Source organism: Streptomyces humicola (assembly GCF_024436035.1).
GTDB classification, from domain to species: Bacteria; Actinomycetota; Actinomycetes; order Streptomycetales; family Streptomycetaceae; genus Streptantibioticus_B; species Streptantibioticus_B humicola.
In genome coordinates, this window is record NZ_JANFNG010000002.1 from 545,677 (window position 1) to 565,614 (window position 19,938).

At 71.3% G+C, this 19,938-nt stretch carries 17 protein-coding genes and 1 pseudogene; 2 read left to right on the forward strand and 16 right to left on the reverse strand.

Going from position 1 to position 19,938, the window contains the following annotated elements; all coding sequences use genetic code 11:
* Positions 1-171: 171 nt before the first annotated feature.
* Both fmt and def read right to left on the reverse strand, forming a co-directional pair.
* Positions 172-1,110 (reverse strand): methionyl-tRNA formyltransferase, encoded by a 939-nt coding sequence (gene fmt, locus NGB36_RS05950; protein WP_255918989.1) that lies wholly within the window; start codon positions 1,108-1,110, stop codon positions 172-174.
* 76 nt (positions 1,111-1,186) lie between these two features.
* Entirely contained in the window at positions 1,187-1,732 is a 546-nt protein-coding gene (gene def / locus NGB36_RS05955) for a peptide deformylase (protein WP_255918990.1), read from the reverse strand.
* A gap of 261 nt (positions 1,733-1,993) precedes the next feature.
* On the opposite strand from def, the gene NGB36_RS05960 reads away from it, so the two are divergent.
* The gene (locus tag NGB36_RS05960; RefSeq protein WP_255918991.1) at positions 1,994-2,491 is read left to right on the forward strand and encodes a hypothetical protein; all 498 of its coding nucleotides are present in this window, start codon (positions 1,994-1,996) and stop codon (positions 2,489-2,491) included.
* 119 nt (positions 2,492-2,610) lie between these two features.
* Here the strand turns inward: NGB36_RS05960 and NGB36_RS05965 are convergent, their stop codons facing one another.
* The 14 genes and pseudogenes from NGB36_RS05965 to pyrR all read right to left on the reverse strand — a co-directional run bounded on the left by NGB36_RS05965 (position 2,611) and on the right by pyrR (position 19,197).
* Complete coding sequence (locus NGB36_RS05965) at positions 2,611-4,698, reverse strand: primosomal protein N' (protein WP_255919032.1); 2,088 nt, start codon at positions 4,696-4,698, stop codon at positions 2,611-2,613.
* A gap of 198 nt (positions 4,699-4,896) precedes the next feature.
* Complete coding sequence (gene metK, locus NGB36_RS05970; protein ID WP_255918992.1) at positions 4,897-6,120, reverse strand: methionine adenosyltransferase; 1,224 nt, start codon at positions 6,118-6,120, stop codon at positions 4,897-4,899.
* Positions 6,121-6,305: 185 nt separating this feature from the next.
* A pseudogene (coaBC, locus tag NGB36_RS05975) lies at positions 6,306-7,511 on the reverse strand (bifunctional phosphopantothenoylcysteine decarboxylase/phosphopantothenate--cysteine ligase CoaBC); the annotation flags it as partial.
* 32 nt (positions 7,512-7,543) lie between these two features.
* Positions 7,544-7,813 carry a DNA-directed RNA polymerase subunit omega gene (gene rpoZ / locus NGB36_RS05980; protein WP_255918993.1) on the reverse strand — a complete coding sequence of 90 codons (270 nt, stop codon included), beginning with the start codon at positions 7,811-7,813 and terminating at the stop codon, positions 7,544-7,546.
* Positions 7,814-7,826: 13 nt separating this feature from the next.
* Positions 7,827-8,426, reverse strand: coding sequence for a guanylate kinase (gene gmk / locus NGB36_RS05985; RefSeq protein WP_255918994.1), 600 nt, complete (start codon positions 8,424-8,426; stop codon positions 7,827-7,829).
* 39 nt (positions 8,427-8,465) lie between these two features.
* A complete protein-coding gene (locus NGB36_RS05990; RefSeq protein ID WP_005319887.1) occupies positions 8,466-8,789 on the reverse strand; it encodes an integration host factor in 324 nt (107 codons plus the stop codon).
* A gap of 234 nt (positions 8,790-9,023) precedes the next feature.
* Positions 9,024-9,881, reverse strand: coding sequence for an orotidine-5'-phosphate decarboxylase (pyrF, locus tag NGB36_RS05995; protein WP_255918995.1), 858 nt, complete (start codon positions 9,879-9,881; stop codon positions 9,024-9,026).
* Positions 9,878-10,996, reverse strand: coding sequence for a quinone-dependent dihydroorotate dehydrogenase (locus tag NGB36_RS06000; RefSeq protein ID WP_255918996.1), 1,119 nt, complete (start codon positions 10,994-10,996; stop codon positions 9,878-9,880). The genes pyrF and NGB36_RS06000 overlap by 4 nt, the downstream gene beginning before the upstream one ends.
* A 78-nt stretch (positions 10,997-11,074) precedes the next feature.
* The gene (gene carB / locus NGB36_RS06005) at positions 11,075-14,386 is read right to left on the reverse strand and encodes a carbamoyl-phosphate synthase large subunit (RefSeq protein ID WP_255918997.1); all 3,312 of its coding nucleotides are present in this window, start codon (positions 14,384-14,386) and stop codon (positions 11,075-11,077) included.
* The gene (carA, locus tag NGB36_RS06010) at positions 14,379-15,509 is read right to left on the reverse strand and encodes a glutamine-hydrolyzing carbamoyl-phosphate synthase small subunit (RefSeq protein WP_255918998.1); all 1,131 of its coding nucleotides are present in this window, start codon (positions 15,507-15,509) and stop codon (positions 14,379-14,381) included. Before carA ends, carB begins: the two co-directional genes overlap by 8 nt.
* Positions 15,506-16,084 (reverse strand): PH-like domain-containing protein, encoded by a 579-nt coding sequence (locus NGB36_RS06015; protein WP_255918999.1) that lies wholly within the window; start codon positions 16,082-16,084, stop codon positions 15,506-15,508. Before NGB36_RS06015 ends, carA begins: the two co-directional genes overlap by 4 nt.
* Complete coding sequence (locus NGB36_RS06020; protein ID WP_255919000.1) at positions 16,081-17,367, reverse strand: dihydroorotase; 1,287 nt, start codon at positions 17,365-17,367, stop codon at positions 16,081-16,083. Before NGB36_RS06020 ends, NGB36_RS06015 begins: the two co-directional genes overlap by 4 nt.
* Positions 17,364-18,434, reverse strand: a complete 1,071-nt coding sequence (locus tag NGB36_RS06025) for an aspartate carbamoyltransferase catalytic subunit (RefSeq protein ID WP_255919001.1) — start codon at positions 18,432-18,434, stop codon at positions 17,364-17,366. Before NGB36_RS06025 ends, NGB36_RS06020 begins: the two co-directional genes overlap by 4 nt.
* A 190-nt stretch (positions 18,435-18,624) precedes the next feature.
* Positions 18,625-19,197 carry a bifunctional pyr operon transcriptional regulator/uracil phosphoribosyltransferase PyrR gene (gene pyrR / locus NGB36_RS06030; protein WP_255919002.1) on the reverse strand — a complete coding sequence of 191 codons (573 nt, stop codon included), beginning with the start codon at positions 19,195-19,197 and terminating at the stop codon, positions 18,625-18,627.
* A gap of 186 nt (positions 19,198-19,383) precedes the next feature.
* Between pyrR and bldD the strand changes: the two genes are divergently transcribed.
* Entirely contained in the window at positions 19,384-19,884 is a 501-nt protein-coding gene (gene bldD, locus NGB36_RS06035; protein ID WP_255919003.1) for a transcriptional regulator BldD, read from the forward strand.
* The last annotated feature ends 54 nt before the right edge of the window (positions 19,885-19,938 follow it).

A 19,938-nucleotide genomic window follows, 5' to 3' on the forward strand; every position in this document is an offset into this window, starting at 1 on the left:
GGCCGCCGATAGGGGGCCTTGCCCTGTGTCCTGCCCTGCGGGCGGCGGGCGGTGCGGCCGTGACGGGGATGGTCGTTCACGAGAAAAGGTGCTCCGGACATCAGTGGGTGGCGCCAGGGGCGCGCGAACGGTCGCGCGGTCTCCAGCGTACGGCCGCGCACCTGCCGCGTATCACCCCAGGTGTTCGCCGGAGGCGACGCGCACACCGCGGGCCCAGTCGGCGGCCGCCATGCGCTTCTTGCCCTGGGGCTGGACGTCGGTCAGCTCGACGGGGTGTGATCCGGTGCCGACGAAGACCGAGTGTTTGGTCACGGCCATCTCTCCGGGGGCGAGGTGCAGGTCGCGCCGGTCGGCGAGGAGCCGGACCGGGGCTGCGATCTTCAGTCGCTCGCCGTGGAAGATCGTCCACGCGCCGGGGGCCGGTGTGCAGCCGCGGATGACGCGGTCGACGCGGAGCGCGGGGGTGCTCCAGTCGACCTGCGCGTCCTCCACGGTGATCTTCGGTGCGAGCGAAACGCCGTCCGCGGGCTGCGGCTGTGCCACCAGCGTGTGGTCCTCGATGCCGTCCATGGTGGCGACGAGCAGCTCGGCCCCCGAGTGGGCGAGCCGGTTGAGCAGCGCTCCGCTGGTGTCGTCCGGGCGGACGGTCTCCGTGGTCATCCCGTACACCGGGCCGGAGTCAAGGCCCTCCTCGATGAGGAAGGTCGACGCACCGGTCACCTCGTCACCGGCGAGCACCGCGTGCTGGACGGGGGCGGCGCCGCGCCACGCAGGCAGGAGGGAGAAGTGCAGGTTGACCCAGCCGTGCGGCGGGATCTCCAGCGCCGCCTTGGGCAGGAGCGCGCCGTAGGCGACGACGGGGCAGCAGTCGGGCGCGATCTCGCGCAGCCGGAGGAGGAACTCCTCGTCGCGGGGCCGCTGCGGCTTGAGCACCTCGATGCCGGCTTCCTGCGCGCGTTCGGCGACCGGGCTCGCCACCAGCTTGCGGCCCCGTCCGGCGGGCGCGTCGGGGCGGGTCACGACGGCGGCCACCTCGTGCCGGCCGGAGACCAGCAGGGCTTCGAGGGAGGGGACGGCGACCTCGGGGGTGCCGGCGAAGACGAGCCTCATCGTGGGTGGGGTACCTCTCCGGGCGGAACGGGCGTAACGGATGAAGTGATGCTGAACGGCGGGGGCGTTGCCCCGGCTACAGGGCTCGGCCGAAGGTGCTGTGCGGCGAGATCTTCACCTGCGGCACGGGCTCGCCCGCCCAGGCCGCCTCGCGGATCGCCTTCATCGCCTCCTTGCGCTGCTCGGCGTCGAGCCGGTCGATGAAGATGATGCCGTCGAGGTGATCGGTCTCGTGCTGTATGCAGCGGGCGAGCAGCTCGGTGCCCTCGACGGTGACTGGGTCGCCGTACATGGTGAACCCCTTGGCGACGACTCCGTATGCACGCTTGCAGTCGTACCTGAGGCCGGGGAGCGACAGGCAGCCCTCGGGGCCGTCCTGCTCGTCCTCGGTGAGGGTGAGGTCGGGGTTGACCAGGTGTCCCAGCTCGCCGTCGACCTGCCAGGTGAACACCCGCAGCGACACGCCGAGTTGCGGCGCGGCGAGCCCGGCGCCGGGAGCGGCCGTCATGGTATCGGTCAAGTCCTTGACGAGGGTGCGCAGTTCTTTGTCGAAGTCGGTGACCGGTTGTGCCTTCATACGCAGCACGGGGTCACCGAAGAGTCGGATGGGCTTGACGGACACGCGGCGGGCTCCCGTCGGCGGGGCGGAGATGGTCGGAGGTGGTGGTCGGTATGTGGCGCGACCACCCAGTCTATGCGTCGCGGCGCCCGTGGGGCCGGGGGCGTGCACGGGCGGTGCGCGCCCCTCCGGGCGGGCGTCACGCCCCACAGTGCGTGACCGGATGGACGGCTGACGCGTTGGTCAAGCAGAGATTGACCGACAACGGGCCGGCAAGCGGCCCGTTCCCTGACCCTACGCATCGCCGGTTCGAGAGGCTTGTTCATGGCCGACCACGCAACGCACGACGCCCAGGCACGGGCCAGCCTGCACCTCCTGGTGCGGGACATCGAGCGGGTCCGCCGACAGGTGGACGCGCTGCGCACGCTCACCGCCCAGCTCGGCAACGTCTACCGCCCGCGCAGGACCGGGCCCGCCGCCGGATTCGTCGTCTACGGCCGCGCTCCCGCCCCCACCGTCAGGCTCGCCCAGGAGCTACGGGACAGTGTCGAGACCCTGGTCACGGCCGCCGTCGAGTTCGACAGGTCGCTCGGATTCTCCTGGGACGCGGTGGGCTCCGCGCTGGGGGTGACCAAACAGGCGGTACACCGCCGGTACGGCTCGCGCCGTGCGACCGCTCCTCCCGACGCCCGGCAGGATCCGCACGGCCCTGCCCCGGCGCGCACCGGGACCGTTCCCGCCGCCCGCTCCATGCCGGCTGCCGCTCCGCCCGGACGGGACGAGGCGTTCCCCGGCGCCCTGCCCGGCCCCCGCAACGGCTGACCCCGCCCCCGTACGTTCCGCTGCACGTTCCGCGCGTTCCGCCCCGCCGACCGACACGCCGACAGTCGGGCGCCGGGGCGGCGGCGCGTCCAGGCACTACCGCGTCATCCCCCGTTCCGTCATCCGATGTCCGGCGGGTCGACGCGCACCCGCACCGGATCGCTCTGCCTGCGGGCGATCCGGGCCACCTGAGCCGTCTTCAAGGCTGCGGCGAGTGCCCCTCCACTGCCCGGCCGCACCCGGAGCAGCACCCGCTCCCACTCCTCACCCGGTGGCGGATCACCGCTGCGCCGCGGCCGGCCGGGAGGCACCGCCAAAAGCGGCACCGGCCCCAGGACGTCCGTGCCGTCCGGGAGTTCGGCCGCCTCCAGCAGGTCGGCGACGGCCGCCGGGCGGCCGCTGACCGCAGCCATCCGGGACACCGGCGGGAAGCCGAGCTCCGCCCGCTCCGCCAGCTCGCGCACCGCGAACCCGGCCGGATCCCAGCGCACCAGCGCCTGCACGGGCCGCTGCGTCGGCTCGGCGAGCACGACCACCCTTCCGCCCTCGGCCGCCGGACGCACCAGCGCCGATGCGGCAAGCCACCGCCGCAGCGCCTCCTCTCCCGCCCGGAGGTCGGGACGGCCCAGCAGTGCCCAGCCGTCGAGCAGCAAAGCCGCCGCATAGCCGGGCCCCTCGGCCACCGGCTCGGCGCCCGGTGTGGAGATCACCAGGGCCGGCCGGTCGGGTACGGAGGCGAGCACCGCGTCCCGGCCCGAGGTGCGCACCGGCACCGTGGGGAAGGCCCGCCCCAGCTCGTCCGCGGTGCGGCGGGCACCGACGACGTTGGCGCGCAACCGGGATCCGCCGCACTCCCGGCAGTGCCACTCCACTTCGGGCCGCCCGCACCAGCCGCAGTGCAGCACTCCCCCGGCCGCCGGGGACTCGCCGAGCTCCAGCGGCCCGGCGCACCGCGCGCAGCGGGCCGACTCGCGGCAGCGCTCGCATGCGAGGCGCGGCACATAGCCACGCCGTGGCACCTGGACCAGCACCGGCCCGCGCGCGAGCGCGTCACGCGCGACCTGCCAGGCGAGCGTGGGCAGCCGTGCGGCCCGGGCGGCCTCGTCGCGTGCCTGGTCGGCGTCGCTCACGGTGCGGATCAGTGGAGCCTCGGTGCGGATCCGGTCGCGGGTTGCAGTGAGCGGCAACGCCCAGCGCGTGTCGACGAGTTGCGCCCCTTCGACGGTGACGGCGAGCCCGCCGAGCAGGAAGGCGCAGTGCTCCTCCGCGGCGCGCAGCAGCAGCACCTCTCGTGCGTGCGGCTGCGGTGCGTGCGGTTCGGCGTGGCTGGAGTCGCCGTCGTCCCACAACGCGACGAGCCCGAGACCGTGGACGGGCGCGAACATCGCCGCACGGGTGCCGACGACACCTCGTACCGCGCCCCGGCTGACGGCGAGCCAGTTGCGGTAGCGCTCCTCGGGACCGCTGTCGGCGGTGAGGACGACGTGGTGCCCCTCGCCGAGCAGCGCGGTGAGCGCTCCGTCCACCCGCGCCACCGCCCGGCCGTCGGGCAGTACGGCGAGCGCGCCGCGCCCGGAGGCGAGGGCGGCCGCCAGCGCCCGGGCGAGTTCGTCCGGCCACTGGGGTCCGGGTAGTGCCGTCCACACGGCGCGCGGGCTGCCGCCGGCTGCCAGAACCTGCAGATAGCCGGGTCCCGTGGCGTAACGCTCCCAGCTGCCGGGGTGCGGCGGCCCGGGCGGCGGCAAGGGCGCGGGGGACGGCTCCGCCTCGGCCCGGGCCCGGCGCGGCGGCACGGCGAGCTGGACGACGTCGGCGAGCGCACCTGCGTACCGGTCGGCGACCGCACGGCACAGGCGCAGCAACGCGGGACTCAACACCGGCTCGGGCGAGAGCACTTGGGCGAGCGCGGCCAGCGGCCCGTGGAAATCGCTGGACGGCAGGCGCTCGATGATGAATCCGTCGTGCAACTCGCCGCCTTCACGGCGCCCCTTGACGACCCGGGCGCCGAACCGCACCCGCACCCGCACCCCGGGCTGCGCGTCGGCGTCCATCGCCTCGGGCACCGCGTAGTCGAAGAACTGGTCGAGGTGGATGAGCCCCTTGTCGACGAGGACGCGGGCGACGGGAAGCTCCGGGGCGAGTGCGGCACCCCGCCATGTGCGCGGCTTGGCTCTCGGCTCCTTGGCCTTGCGTACCGTCTCCCGGATGAGCGCGAGCTGCTCCCCCGCCGCGGACTCGGCCGGACCGGCCTCCCGCGCCGGCTCCGCCTCCGGCTGCTCGTCGCCCCTGCTCACAGCCCCATTCCTACCAGAGCCGACTGACAGCGGGACGGACAGCGCGACGGCCCCGGACCAGGCGGCCAGGCGGTCCGGGGCCGGATGTGACGAGCGCGGCCTGCAGAGCGGCTACAGCCCGGCGGCGGCGCGCAGGGCATCGACGCGGTCGGTGCGCTCCCAGGTGAAGTCGGGCAGCTCGCGGCCGAAGTGACCGTAGGCGGCGGTCTGGGCGTAGATCGGGCGCAGCAGGTCCAGGTCGCGGATGATCGCGGCCGGGCGCAGGTCGAAGACCTGGGCGACGGCCTGCTCGATCTTCTCCGTTTCCACCTTGGCGGTGCCGAAGGTCTCCACGAACAGACCCACCGGCTCGGCCTTGCCGATCGCGTAGGCGACCTGCACCTCGCAGCGCGAGGCCAGGCCCGCGGCCACCACGTTCTTGGCCACCCAGCGCATCGCGTACGCCGCCGAGCGGTCCACCTTGGACGGGTCCTTGCCGGAGAAGGCGCCACCTCCGTGGCGGGCCATGCCGCCGTAGGTGTCGATGATGATCTTCCGGCCGGTGAGCCCCGCATCCCCCATCGGACCGCCGATCTCGAACCGCCCGGTCGGGTTGACCAGCAGCCGGTATCCGTCGGTGTCCAGCTTGATCCCCGAGTCCAGCAGCGCCTTCAGCTCCGGCTCGACCACGAACTCGCGGATGTCCGGCGCCAGCAGCGACTCCAGGTCGATGTCGGAGGCGTGCTGCGAGGAGACGACCACGGTGTCCAGACGCACCGCCTTGTCACCGTCGTACTCGATCGTGACCTGCGTCTTGCCGTCCGGCCGCAGATACGGGATCGTCCCGTTCTTGCGCACCTCGGTCAGCCGCTTGGACAGCCGGTGCGCCAGCGTGATCGGCAGGGGCATCAGCTCGGGCGTCTCGTCGCACGCGTAGCCGAACATCAGGCCCTGGTCACCCGCGCCCTGCTTGTCCAGCTCGTCGGCGTCGTCCCTCCGGGCGGCGCCCTCCACGCGGGTCTCGTACGCGCTGTCGACACCCTGCGCGATGTCCGGCGACTGCGCACCGATCGACACCGACACACCGCAGGAAGCGCCGTCGAAGCCCTTCTTCGAGGAGTCGTACCCGATGCCGAGAACGGTGTTGCGGACCAGGGTCGCGACGTCCGCGTATCCCTTGGTGGTGACCTCTCCGGCCACGTGCACCAGACCGGTCGTGATCAACGTCTCGACCGCCACGCGCGAGGAGGGGTCCTCCTTCAGCAGGGCGTCGAGAATGGTGTCGCTGATCTGGTCAGCGATCTTGTCGGGATGACCCTCGGTCACGGACTCCGAGGTGAACAGGCGGCGGGACACATCGCTCCCTGGGGTTGCAGCGGCTGCTGACTCATACAGGTCGGCCCGATGCGGGGCTGCGCCCGTCGGACCACGACCAGTTTATCGGTCGAAGCCGCCGGAAGGGCACATTGTCTCGCACCTTGGATCCAGTGTGACCTGGGACACCGCCCGAAAGGGACACAAAGCCGTGGCCGGCGAACTCGTCAGAGCCTTCGTGCCACGCGATCCCACACCACGTCGGCGAGGGCCTCCTTGGGGCCGTACGGGACGGGAGTCTCCTCGCCGTCGGCGCCGAGGATCACGGCTTCGTTCTCCTCGGAGCCGAAAGCCTTGCGCTCCCCCACCTCGTTGACCACCAGCAGGTCGCACTCCTTGCGGGCGAGCTTGGCGCGTCCGTTGGCGAGGACGTCGTCGGTCTCCGCGGCGAAGCCGGCCACCACCTGGCCAGGGTGCGGGCGGTCGGCGGACAGCTCGGCGAGGATGTCGGGGTTGCGGACGAGTTCGAGGGGTGCGGGCTCCTCGCCGTCCTTCTTCTTGATCTTGCCCTCGGCGTAGTGGGCGGGCCTGAAGTCGGCGACCGCCGCCGCCATCACCACGGCGTCGGCGTCGGCTGCCGCCTTCAGCACGGCCTCGCGCATCTGATGCGCGGTCGTGACGCGGACGACGTCGGCGCCGGCCGGGTCGGGCAGTTCGGTGTTCGCGGCCACCAGAGTGACGCGTGCGCCGCGTGCGACCGCGGTACGGGCGAGGGCATAGCCCTGCTTGCCGGAGGAGCGGTTCCCCAGGAAGCGGACCGGGTCCAGCGGCTCCCGGGTGCCTCCGGCGCTGACCACGACGTGGCGTCCGGCGAGATCGGCCGCCACCCGCTCCGCCCCACGGGCCAGCACGCGCCGGCAGGTCTCGTAGATCTCGGCGGGCTCCGGAAGCCGCCCCTTGCCGGTGTCGACGCCGGTGAGGCGTCCCACGGCGGGCTCGATGACGACCGCGCCGCGGCGGCGCAGGGTCGCGACGTTCTCCTGGGTCGCCGGGTGCTCCCACATCTCGGTGTGCATGGCGGGCGCGAAGACCACCGGGCACCGTGCGGTGAGCAGGGTGTTGGTCAGCAGGTCGTCGGCGAGGCCGTGGGCCGCCTTGGCGAGGACGTCCGCGGTGGCGGGTGCGACGACGACGAGATCGGCGGCCTGGCCGATGCGAACGTGCGGGACCTCGTGCACGTCGTCCCACACGGCGGTGGACACGGGGTTCCCGGACAGCGCCGACCATGTGGCCTCGCCGACGAAATGCAGCGCGGACGCGGTCGGGACCACCCGCACCTCGTGCCCCGACTCGGTGAGCCGGCGCAGCAGCTCGCACGCCTTGTAGGCAGCGATGCCGCCGCTGACGCCCAGGACGACCCGTGATGAAGATGAAGCCCTGCCTGGCTGTCGGCCGACTGCCGGCCTTACTGGGCCGTCTCGACGGCCTCGGAGGTCAGCAGGCCGGCGTTGATCTCGCGCAGCGCGATCGACAGCGGCTTCTCGTGGACGTGCGTGTCCACGAGCGGACCCACGTACTCCAGCAGGCCCTCGCCGAGCTGCGAGTAGTAGGCGTTGATCTGGCGCGCCCGCTTGGCCGCGTAGATCACGAGGCTGTACTTCGAGTCAGTGGCCTCGAGCAGCTCGTCGATCGGCGGGTTGATGATGCCCTCGGGCGTGGTGATGGAGGAGGACACGCTCTGCCTTCCGTTACGCAGATGGATGCAGCATCAAGGCTAGCAGCTCACGGGCCACGTCCTCGACGGAGGTATTGACCAGGGTGACGTCGAACTCGGACTCCGCCGCGAGCTCCACCCGGGCCGCTTCGAGCCGCCGTTCGATCACCTCGGGTGATTCCGTGCCACGGCCGGTGAGCCTGCGGACCAGTTCGTCCCAGCTGGGCGGGGCGAGAAAGACCAGCTGGGCATCGGGCATGGACTGGCGGACCTGCCGAGCGCCCTGCAGATCGATCTCCAACAGGACCGGCTCGCCGGCGTCCAGGTGCTCGAGTACGGGCCGGCGCGGGGTGCCGTAACGGTGCCCCGCGAACTCGGCCCACTCCAGCAGCTCGCCGTTGGCGATGAGCTTGTCGAACTCGTCGTCGTCGACGAAGTGGTACTGCACCCCGGCCCGCTCGCCCGGCCTGGGCTTGCGAGTGGTGACCGACACCGAGACCCAGACCTCGGGGTGGACCGTGCGCATATGAGCGACGACCGTGCTCTTGCCGACCCCTGAGGGGCCGGAGAGCACGGTCAGCCGCGGACGTTTGTGCGGTGGTACGGGGATAGCGCCCCGGGAAGGTGCTGCCATGGAGCGATTATCCCGGTTCCCCCGCCGATTCGGAAAACGTCAGGCCGCGCCGCCACCGAACTCGCGTTCGAGAGACGCGATCTGGTTGGAGCCGAGACCACGCACCCGGCGGCTCTCGGAGATGCCGAGACGCTCCATGATCTGCTTGGCGCGGACCTTGCCCACGCCCGGGAGGGACTCGAGCAGTGCGGAGACCTTCATCTTGCCGATGACGTCGTTCTCCTGGCCCTGCTTGATGACCTCGTGCAGAGAGGCCCCGGAGTGCTTGAGACGATTCTTGACCTCGGCGCGCTCCCGGCGAGCCGCGGCGGCCTTCTCGAGCGCGGCAGCGCGCTGTTCAGGGGTAAGGGGCGGAAGAGCCACGCCTACGTCACCTCGGATGTAGAACTGTCGGATACGGACCGGTGTGGAACCTAGTTGCTCTGCACCTGCAGAGCAACGAGCAACGCGCTTCCTGCGTTCTCTCGTCGGAGACTAGCGGTCGAACCGCCTCCCGTCAGCGATAACAGGAGAAAAGTCCTGGTCAGACTCGATCCGACGGGATTTTTTGGACAAAACAACCAGAGTTTGCCGCTTTCGAGGCCCTTCAGAGCGGTCTCAGGAGCCGACGACAGCGCCGATCTCGCCCGCCAGGCGCCCCGCCGCAGCGCGCAGTGCGGCCGCATTCGGGCCATGACGCAGCACACCGCGGCTCACGCTCGGTACGACGTTGGCGACGCTGGGTCCGAACACCTTGGGCAGGTCCGCCGGAGTGGCGCCCTGCGCTCCCACGCCGGGGGCGAGCAGCGGCCCGCCGGTCTCCAGATCGATGCCCGCCTCGGCGATCGTCCCGCCCAGCGTGGCGCCGACCACTGCGCCGAACGATCCGAGCGGCTCCTCACCGGCATTCTCGGCCTTCAGGTGGGCGAGGACGGTCTCGGCCACGGTCCTGCCGTCCGCGCCCACCGCCCGCTGGACCTCTGCCCCCTCGGGGTTGGAGGTCAGGGCGAGGGCGAAGATCCCGCTGCCGCTCGCGCGGGCCGCCTCGACGGCCGGGCGCAGCGATCCGTACCCCAGGTACGGGCTGACCGTGACCGCGTCGCTGAACAGCGGGCTCGACGGGTCGAGGTAGGCGGCGGCGTATGCGGCCATGGTGGAGCCGATGTCGCCGCGTTTGGCGTCCATCAGGACCAGCGCTCCGGCGGCCCGGGCATCGGCGACCGCCCGCTCCAGCACGGCGATGCCGCGCGAGCCGAAGCGCTCGAAGAAGGCCGACTGGGGCTTGAGCACCGCCACGCGGTCGGCGAGCGCGTCGACCACCGTACGGGCGAAGCGCTCCAGGCCCGCCGGGTCGTCGTCCAGGCCCCAGGCCTGCAGCAGGGAGGCGTGCGGGTCGATGCCGACGCAGAGCGGGCCGCGGGTGTCCATGGCGCGGCGCAGCCGGGCGCCGAAGGGCTCGGGGTGCTCGGGGCTCACGAGGTGCTCTCCTGTCTGACGGCGGCGCCGACGGCGTCGGCGAGGGTGGCGTACGGGCTTTCCTTCAGGCGGGCGGCGAGGCCGCGGTGCACGGCCCGGCACCAGAAGGGGCCCTGGTAGATGAAGGCGCTGTACCCCTGGACGAGGGATGCGCCGGCCAGGATGCGCTCCCAGGCGTCGTCCGCGGACTCGATGCCGCCGACGCCGATGAGAGTGATCCGGCCGCCGACGCGTGCGTACAGGCGGCGCAGCACCTCGAGCGAGCGCGCTTTGAGCGGGGCGCCGGACAGGCCGCCGGCGCCGATGGCCTCGACGGCGGCCCGGGCGGTGCGCAGCCCCAACTCCTCGCGGGCGACGGTGGTGTTGGTGGCGATGATGCCGTCGAGGCCCAGTTCGAGGGCGAGGTCGGCGACGGCGTCGACGTCCTCGTCGGCGAGGTCGGGTGCGATCTTCACCAGCAGCGGGACGCGGCGGGCGCCGACGGTGCGGTCGGCGGCCTCGCGGACGGCGGTGAGCAGCGGGCGCAGCTGGTCGACCGCCTGGAGGTTGCGCAGGCCGGGCGTGTTGGGCGAGGAGACGTTGACGACGAGGTAGTCGGCGTGTGCGGCGAGCCGCTCGGTGGAGGTCACGTAGTCGGCGACGGCTTCCGCCTCGGGGACGACCTTGGTCTTGCCGATGTTGACGCCGACGACAGGGGTGAAGACGGGGGTGCGCGCCGCGAGCCGGGCGGCGACGTCGGCCGAGCCGTCGTTGTTGAAGCCCATCCGGTTGATCAGGGCACGGTCCTCCACCAGCCGGAAGAGGCGCTTCTTGGGGTTGCCGGGCTGCGGCTGGGCGGTGACGGTGCCGATCTCGACGTGGTCGAAGCCGAGCATCGCCATCCCGTCGATCCCGACCGCGTTCTTGTCGAATCCGGCCGCGAGCCCGAACGGTCCCGCGTGTTCGAGGCCGAGTGCGTTCACCCGCAGCTCGGGCCGGCGGGGCGCGAGCAGCGCGCGGACGACGGCGCGCAGGCCGGGTACGCGCGCGACGCGGCGGATCCAGCCGAACGCCAGGTGGTGCGCCTGCTCGGGGTCCATCCGCTGGAAGACCAGCCGGAAGAAGAGGTGGTACATCGAGATGCTTTCTGATGAGGAGGACGGACCGCATGCCGCAAGAGGAGGGGGACACCGTTCGGTGTCCCCCTCCGGCCGCTACTGAGCGCGGGCTGCGGTCAGATGCGCCGCGTGCTCCTGCAAGGACCGCACCCCGACGTCGCCGTGCGCGAGGGCGTCGATGCCCTGGACGGCGGCGGCGAGCGCCTGGACGGTGGTCAGGCAGGGAACGCCGCGGGCGACGGCCGCGGTACGGATGTCGTAGCCGTCGAGGCGTCCCCCGGTGCCGTACGGGGTGTTGACGATCAGGTCGATCCGGCCGTCGTGGATGAGCTGGACGATGGTGGGCTCGCCGTCGGGGCCGGTCCCGTCGCTCTGCTTGCGCACGACGGTGGCCTCGATGCCGTTGCGCTTGAGCACCTCGGCGGTGCCGGAGGTGGCGAGCAGTTCGAAGCCGTGCTCGGCAAGCGCCCTGGCCGGGAAGATCATCGCGCGTTTGTCCCGGTTGGCGACGGAGATGAAGGCGCGGCCCTTGGTGGGCAGCGCGCCGTAGGCGGCTGCCTGCGACTTGGCGTAGGAGGTGCCGAAGACGGAGTCGATGCCCATCACCTCGCCGGTGGAGCGCATCTCCGGGCCGAGGATGGTGTCCACGCCGCGTCCGGAGGTGTCCCGGAAGCGGCTCCAGGGCAGCACGGCCTCCTTGACGGAGATCGGCGCGTCCAGCGGGAGCGTGCCGCCGTCGCCGGCCTTGGGGAGTAGGCCCTCGGCGCGTAGCTGCGCGATGGTCGCACCGAGCGAGATGCGGGCGGCGGCCTTGGCCAGCGGTACGGCGGTGGCCTTGGAGGTGAACGGGACGGTGCGGGAGGCGCGTGGGTTGGCCTCCAGCACGTAGAGGATGTCCCCGGCCAGCGCGAACTGGATGTTGATCAGTCCGCGGACCCCGACGCCCTTGGCGATGGCCTCGGTCGATGCGCGCAGCCGCTTGATGTCGAAGCCGCCGAGGGTGATCGGGGGCAGGGCGCATGCGGAGTCGCCGGAGTGGATGCCGGCTTCCTCGATGTGTTCCATGACGCCGCCGAGGTAGAGCTCGGTGCCGTCGTAGAGCGCGTCGACGTCGATCTCGATGGCGTCGTCGAGGAACCGGTCGACGAGCACCGGCCGGTTAGGGCTGATCTCGGTGGACTCCTCGATGTACGCGGCGAGCCGCGCCTCGTCGTAGACGATCTCCATGCCGCGGCCGCCGAGCACGTAGGAGGGGCGTACCAGCACCGGGTAGCCGATCTCGTCGGCGATCGCCTTGGCACCGGGGAAGGAGGTCGCGGTTCCGTGCTTGGGCGCGGGCAGTCCGGCCTCGGCGAGCACACGGCCGAAGGCGCCGCGGTCCTCGGCGAGGTGGATCGCCTCCGGTGAGGTGCCGACGACGGGCACACCGTTGTCCTTCAGCGCCTGGGCGAGGCCCAGCGGGGTCTGTCCGCCGAGTTGGACGATGACACCGGCGACCGGGCCGGCCTGCTCCTCGGCGTGCACGATCTCCAGCACGTCCTCCAGCGTGAGCGGCTCGAAGTAGAGCCGGTCGGAGGTGTCGTAGTCGGTGGAGACCGTCTCCGGGTTGCAGTTGACCATCACGGTCTCGTAGCCGGCCTCGGACAGGGCGAAGGAGGCGTGGACGCAGGAGTAGTCGAACTCGATGCCCTGGCCGATGCGGTTGGGCCCGGAGCCGAGGATGATCACGGCGGGCTTGGTGCGCGGCGCCACCTCGCTCTCCTCGTCGTAGGAGGAGTAGAAGTACGGGGTGCGGGCGGCGAATTCGGCGGCGCAGGTGTCAACGGTCTTGTAGACCGGGCGGATTCCCAGCGCGTGCCGCACCTCTCGCACGACCTCCTCGCGCAGCCCGCGGATCCCGGCGATCTGCGCGTCGCAGAAGCCGTACCGCTTCGCCTCGGCGAGCAGCTCGGGGTGGAGCTTGCCGGCCGCGGCGATCTCGTCGGCGATCTCCTTGATCAGGAAGAGCTGGTCGATGAACCACGGGTCGATGCGGGTCGCCTCGAAGACCTGCTCGGGCGTGGCGCCGGCCCGGATCGCCTGCATGACGGTGTTGATCCGCCCGTCGGTCGGCACGCGCGCAGCCTCCAGCAGCCCGGCCACCTCGCCGGGCTCACCGGTGAACGCGAACTGGGAGCCCTTCTTCTCCACCGACCGCAGTGCCTTCTGCAGCGCCTCGGGGAAGTTGCGGCCGATCGCCATCGCCTCGCCGACCGACTTCATGGTGGTGGTGAGCCGGGCGTCGGCGGCCGGGAACTTCTCGAACGCGAACCGCGGCACCTTGACGACCACGTAGTCCAGCGTCGGCTCGAAGGACGCCGGGGTCTTCTCGGTGATGTCGTTGGGGATCTCGTCCAGCGTGTACCCCACGGCCAGGCGCGCCGCGATCTTCGCGATCGGGAAGCCGGTGGCCTTCGACGCCAGCGCCGAGGAGCGCGAGACGCGCGGGTTCATCTCGATGACGATGACCCGCCCGTCGACGGGGTTGACGGCGAACTGGATGTTGCAGCCGCCGGTGTCGACGCCGACCTCGCGGATCACGGCGATGCCGATGTCCCGCAGGACCTGGTACTCGCGGTCGGTGAGCGTCATCGCCGGCGCGACGGTGATGGAGTCACCGGTGTGCACGCCCATCGGGTCGAAGTTCTCAATCGAGCAGACGACCACGACGTTGTCGTGCTTGTCGCGCATCAGCTCCAGCTCGTACTCCTTCCACCCGAGGATCGACTCCTCCAGGAGCACCTCGGTGGTCGGGGAGAGCGTGAGCCCCTGCCCGGCGATGCGGCGCAACTCCTCCTCGTCGTGAGCGAAGCCCGAGCCGGCGCCGCCCATGGTGAACGACGGGCGTACGACGACCGGGTAGCCGCCGAGATACTCCACCCCTGCGAGCACCTCGTCCAACGAGTGGCAGATCACCGAGCGAGCCGACTCGCCGTGGCCGATCTTGGCGTTGACGGCGTCGACAACAGCCTTGAACTGCTCGCGGTCCTCGCCTTTGTGGATCGCCTCCGGACAGGCGCCGATCAGCTCGACACCGAACTTGTCCAGCACCCCCTTCTCGTGCAGGGAAATCGCGGTGTTCAGCGCGGTCTGGCCGCCGAGCGTGGGCAGCAGCGCGTCCGGGCGCTCCCTGGCAATGATCTTCTCGACGAACTCCGGGGTGATCGGCTCGACATACGTCGCGTCCGCGATCTCCGGATCGGTCATGATCGTGGCCGGGTTGGAGTTGACCAGGACCACCCTCAGGCCCTCGGACTTCAGCACCCGGCAGGCCTGGGTGCCGGAGTAGTCGAACTCGGCCGCCTGGCCGATGACGATCGGACCGGAGCCGATCACCAGAACGGACTGGATGTCGGTGCGCTTAGGCACGCTGGCCCTCCATCAAGCTCACGAAGCGGTCAAACAGGTACGCGGCGTCGTGCGGACCCGCGGCCGCCTCGGGGTGGTACTGAACGCTGAAAGCCGGCTGGTCGAGCAGGCGCAGCCCCTCCACCACGTTGTCGTTGAGACAGACGTGAGAGACCTCGGCACGGCCGTACGGGGTGTCGGCCGGCCCGTCGAGCGGCGCATCGACGGCGAAACCGTGGTTGTGCGCCGTCACCTCGACCTTGCCCGTGGTGCGGTCCTGCACCGGCTGGTTGATCCCGCGATGGCCGTACTTCAGCTTGTAGGTGCCAAAGCCCAGCGCGCGCCCGAGCAACTGGTTACCGAAGCAGATGCCGAACAGCGGCGTCCTCCGCTCCAGCACCCCCTTGATCACCGACAGGTCGGCGGTGGCCGGGTCACCGGGACCATTGGACAGGAACACCCCATCGGGCCCGACCGCGTAGATCTCCTCCACCGTCGCGGCAGCCGGCATCACATGCACCTCGATACCGCGCTCCGCCATCCGCTGCGGCGTCATCGCCTTGATGCCGAGGTCGAGCGCGGCCACCGTGAACCGCCTGGCCCCGACAGCCGGGACAACATAGCTCTCGGTGGTGGCCACCTCATCGGTGAGGTTCGCGCCCTTCATCTGCGGCGAGGCCTGCACCTTCGCCAGCAGCGCCGCCTCGTCGGCGACGGCCTCGCCCGAGAAGATGCCAACCCGCATCGCGCCGCGCTCGCGCAAATGGCGGGTGAGCGCCCGGGTGTCGATACCGCTGATGCCCACCACGCCCTGACGCGCCAGCTCCTCGTCCAGGCTGCGGCGCGCACGCCAGCTGGACGGGATGCGGGCCGGGTCCCGGACGACATAGCCGGACACCCAGATCCGCTTCGACTCGGGGTCCTCGTCGTTGACACCGGTGTTGCCCACGTGCGGGGCCGTCATCACCACCACCTGGCGGTGGTACGACGGATCGGTCAGCGTCTCCTGGTAACCAGTCATCCCGGTGGAGAACACCGCCTCACCGAACGTCTCCCCCACCGCCCCGTAAGCACGACCGCGGAAGATACGCCCGTCCTCCAGAACAAGAACCGCGGGACCGCGTTGCCGCGTAGAGGTGGTCATCGTGCGCCTTCCTGCTGGTACGTGCTGGTCATCCGCTCGAGGGCGGCCACCCAGGCCGCGTGCTCGGCGGGGTGCTCGGAGCGGAATCCGGAGTCGATGAGCTGATCGCCGTGGAGCCAGGTGATCACCAGCAGTCCGCCCTCGGGGACGACCTTGCCGGCGATGCCCTTGTCGAGCCGGGCTCCACGCAGGGCGGCCGCGGGGATGAAGAACTCATCGGCGGCCGGACGGTGCACCACCACGCCCTGCTCAGTGAGGGTCAGTTCCGCCAGGCTGCGGGTGCCGAGCCCGTGGGCAGCGATGCGGTCGAGCCAGTCCCCCGCCGTCGTGCTGGCGTGATAGCGGCCGGAGAGCTCAGCGAGCGGCTCACCCGGCTCCTCGGGGACGGCCGGAAGTGCGGGGAGGCCGGCGTGGCGGGCGGCGCGCTTCTTCCAGGCGCGCCACATCAGCCAGTAGACGAGGGCGATGAGGACTGCGAATGCGGCGACCCACGACAGTCGGCCGCCGAGATCGGTGACCTTCTGCGAGTGCTTGGCGATCGCCTGCAGCGAGTAGGTGGTGGTGGTGTGGTTCACGCGAGCTTCCCGTCCATGACCGTCGCCTTGCCCCGCAGGAAGGTGGCGGTCACCCGGCCCGGCAGCTCAAGACCCTCGTAGGGGGTGTTGCGGCTGCGGGAGGCGAAGCCGGCGGGGTTCACCACACCACGGTATTGCGGATCGACGAGAGTGAGGTTCGCAGGCTCGCCCGCGGCAATGGGCCGTCCGTGACCGTGCAGCCGTCCGATGACCGCCGGGCGGAACGACATGCGGTCGGCGACGCCGGCCCAGTCGAGGAGCCCGGTGTCAACCATGGTGTGCTGCACGACGGAGAGCGCGGTCTCCAGGCCGATCATGCCCATGGCCGCGGCGGCCCACTCGCAGTCCTTGTCCTCGTGCGGGTGCGGGGCGTGGTCGGTGGCCACGCAGTCGATGGTGCCGTCGGCCAGGGCCTCGCGCAGCGCCGTGACGTCGGCCTCGGTGCGCAGCGGCGGGTTGACCTTGTAGACCGGGTTGTACGAGCGGACCAGCTCGTCGGTGAGGAGCAGGTGGTGCGGCGTGACCTCGGCGGTCACATTCCAGCCTTTGGACTTCGCCCAGCGCACCAGCTCGACCGAGCCTGCCGTGGACAGGTGGCAGATGTGCACGCGCGATCCGACGTGGGCGGCGAGCAGCAGGTCGCGGGCGATGATCGACTCCTCGGCGACGGCGGGCCAGCCGCACAGGCCCAGCTCGCCGGAGACGAGGCCCTCGTTCATCTGGGCGCCCTCGGTCAGGCGTGGCTCCTGGGCGTGCTGGGCGACGACTCCGTCAAACGCCTTCACGTACTCCAGCGCGCGACGCATGATCACCGCGTCGTCGACACACTTGCCGTCGTCGGAGAAGACCCGTACGGCGGCGGCGGACTCGGCCATCGCACCGAGTTCGGCGAGCTGCTTGCCCTCCAGGCCCACGGTGACGGCGCCGACCGGCTGGACGTCGCAGTAGCCGGACTCCTTGCCGAGCCGCCAGACCTGTTCGACGACGCCGGCGGTGTCGGCGACGGGGAAGGTGTTGGCCATGGCGTGCACGGCGGTGTAGCCGCCGGCCGCGGCGGCGCGGGTGCCGGTCAGGACGGTCTCGGAGTCCTCACGTCCGGGCTCGCGCAGGTGGGTGTGGAGGTCGACGAGGCCGGGCAGGAGGATCCGGCCCTCGGCCTCGACGACGGTGGCGCCCTCGGCGTTCAGCCCCGTACCGACCTCACGGACGGTCTCGCCGTCGATGAGCACGTCCTGTTGCTCGCCGCCGAGCACCTTCGCGCCGCGGATAAGGATCTTGGTCATCGGTTGTCGTTCTCCTCGAAATCGTCACTGCGGCGCGCAGCGTCCCGGTTGAGGGCGGTGGTGGGCGACGAGTGGGTGGTGGTGACGGCCGGCTCGTTGCCGCCGAGCAGCAGGTACAGGACGGCCATGCGGACGCTGACGCCGTTGGCGACCTGTTCGACGACGGTGCAGCGGCCGGAGTCGGCGACCTCGGCAGTGATCTCCATGCCGCGGTTCATCGGGCCGGGGTGCATGACGATCGCGTGCGGGGGAAGCGCCGCCATGCGGGCGCCGTCGAGACCGTAGCGGCGGGCGTACTCGCGCTCGGTGGGGAAGAACGCGGCGTTCATCCGCTCGCTCTGGACGCGCAGCATCATCACAGCGTCGGTCTTGGCGAGCACCGGGTCGAGGCCGTAGGAGACCTCGCACGGCCAGGTCTCGACGCCGATGGGCAGCAGCGTCGGCGGTGCGACGAGGGTGACCTCGGCGCCCAGGGTGTTCAGCAGAAGGACGTTGGAGCGGGCGACACGGCTGTGCAACACGTCGCCGACGATCGTGATGCGACGCCCGGCGAGGTCGCGACCGGTTCCGTCGCCCGGGCCGCGGTGGTGGGTGGGGCCGCCGTCCGGGGCTCCGGCGAGGTGGCGGCGCATGGTGAAGGCGTCGAGCAGTGCCTGGGTGGGGTGCTCGTGCGTGCCGTCGCCGGCGTTGACGACGGAGCCGTTGATCCAGCCGGAGGTGGCGAGGCGGTGCGGGGCGCCGGAGGCGTGATGCCGGATGACGACGGCGTCGGCACCCATCGCCTCCAGGGTCAGCGCGGTGTCCTTGAGGGACTCGCCCTTGGAGACTGACGAGCCCTTGGCGGAGAAGTTGATGACGTCGGCGGAGAGCCGCTTGGCCGCGGCCTCGAACGAGATGCGGGTGCGGGTCGAGTCCTCGAAGAAGAGGTTCACGACGGTGCGGCCGCGCAACGTGGGCAGCTTCTTGATCGGCCGGTCGGCGACGCGGGCCATTTCCTCGGCGGTGTCGAGGACGAGTAGGGCGTCGTCGCGCGTGAGGTCTGCGGCCGAGATCAGATGGCGCTTCATCGGGGTCTGCTCCGGGAAGGTGCGAGGTGGCGGCGAGAGCGGGGGTGGGACGGCATGCGGCGGCCTGCTGGGGGGGGTGGGTCCGGCAGGTGCTCACCGGCGTCGGGATCGTCACTGCGGCGCGCAGCGCCTCCGCCGAGGGTGGTGGCCGGTGACAGGCGGGCGGCGGGCCGTGCCGGACGCGTTTGGTCTATTCGTGCCGTGACGCGTGCGGGCCGCCGAGCAGGACGCAGTCGCGGCCGTCGTTCTCGGCCAGCTGCACCTTGACGGTCTCGCGCAGCGAGGTGGGGAGGTTCTTGCCGACGTAGTCGGCACGGATCGGGAGCTCCCGGTGGCCCCGGTCGACGAGGACGGCGAGCTGCACGGCGCGCGGCCTGCCGATGTCGTTCATCGCGTCGAGGGCGGCGCGGATGGTGCGGCCGGAGAAGAGCACGTCGTCGACGAGGACGACCAGGCGCCCGTCGATGCCGTCGCCGGGGATCTCGGTGCGGGCCAGCGTGCGGGCAGGGCCGAGCCGGAGGTCGTCGCGGTACATGGTGATGTCGAGCGAGCCGACGGGCACCTTGCGGCCGGTGATCTGGTCGAGCTTGTCGGCGAGCCGCCGGGCGAGGAAGACGCCGCGGGTGGGGATGCCGAGGAGCACCACGTCGTCGGCGCCCTTGGCGCGTTCGACGATCTCGTGGGCGATGCGGGTCAGCACCCGCGCGATGTCCGGCGCCTCGAGGACTGCGCGCGCCGGGGCCGTACTACGGTCTTCGACCATGGGTCGGGGACCTCCTTCCCCGCCTCACGGGACGGGCCTTAAAGGACGTCTGGGTTACGGCACCTACCGTATCAGGCCGCCCGCGAATCCCCAGCTGAGGGGCAGGGTGAACCGTTCGGCTTGACGAAGCAGAATTACGCTGCGTAACCTCACAGTGAGTTACGGAGCGTCCATCCGGGGAGCCTTATGTCCAGCGATTACGCCAAACAGCTCGGAGCCAAACTCCGCGCCATCCGCACGCAGCAGGGTCTTTCACTCCACGGTGTGGAAGAGAAGTCGCAGGGCCGCTGGAAGGCCGTCGTCGTCGGCTCGTACGAGCGTGGCGACCGAGCAGTGACCGTGCAGCGCCTCGCCGAGCTGGCGGACTTCTACGGCGTTCCGGTGCAGGAGCTCCTGCCGGGCACGGCGCCCGGCGGTGCCGCCGAGCCGCCGCCGAAGCTCGTGCTCGACCTGGAGCGACTCTCCCAGGTGCCGTCCGAGAAGGCCGGCCCGCTGCAGCGCTACGCCGCGACCATCCAGAGCCAGCGCGGCGACTACAACGGCAAGGTGCTCTCGATCCGCCAGGACGACCTGCGCACCCTCGCCGTGATCTATGACCAGTCCCCCTCGGTCCTCACCGAGCAGCTGATCGGCTGGGGTGTGCTGGACGCGGACGCCCGCAGGGCGGTCCAGCACGAGGAGAGCTGACGCCCTCAGACGCAGAAACGTAAAACCGCCGGGGGTGGGGGGGGGGGGGGGGGG

Bases quoted from the DNA above. Each gene is read 5' to 3' on its own strand.
- fmt (WP_255918989.1), bottom strand. From the start codon at position 1,110: ATGAGGCTCGTCTTCGCCGGCACCCCCGAGGTCGCCGTCCCCTCCCTC.
- NGB36_RS05960 (WP_255918991.1), top strand. From the start codon at position 1,994: ATGGCCGACCACGCAACGCACGACGCCCAGGCACGGGCCAGCCTGCAC.
- gmk (WP_255918994.1), bottom strand. From the start codon at position 8,426: ATGGCAGCACCTTCCCGGGGCGCTATCCCCGTACCACCGCACAAACGT.
- NGB36_RS06000 (WP_255918996.1), bottom strand. From the start codon at position 10,996: ATGTACCACCTCTTCTTCCGGCTGGTCTTCCAGCGGATGGACCCCGAG.
- carA (WP_255918998.1), bottom strand. From the start codon at position 15,509: ATGACCACCTCTACGCGGCAACGCGGTCCCGCGGTTCTTGTTCTGGAG.
- NGB36_RS06020 (WP_255919000.1), bottom strand. From the start codon at position 17,367: ATGACCAAGATCCTTATCCGCGGCGCGAAGGTGCTCGGCGGCGAGCAA.
- NGB36_RS06025 (WP_255919001.1), bottom strand. From the start codon at position 18,434: ATGAAGCGCCATCTGATCTCGGCCGCAGACCTCACGCGCGACGACGCC.
- pyrR (WP_255919002.1), bottom strand. From the start codon at position 19,197: ATGGTCGAAGACCGTAGTACGGCCCCGGCGCGCGCAGTCCTCGAGGCG.
- bldD (WP_255919003.1), top strand. From the start codon at position 19,384: ATGTCCAGCGATTACGCCAAACAGCTCGGAGCCAAACTCCGCGCCATC.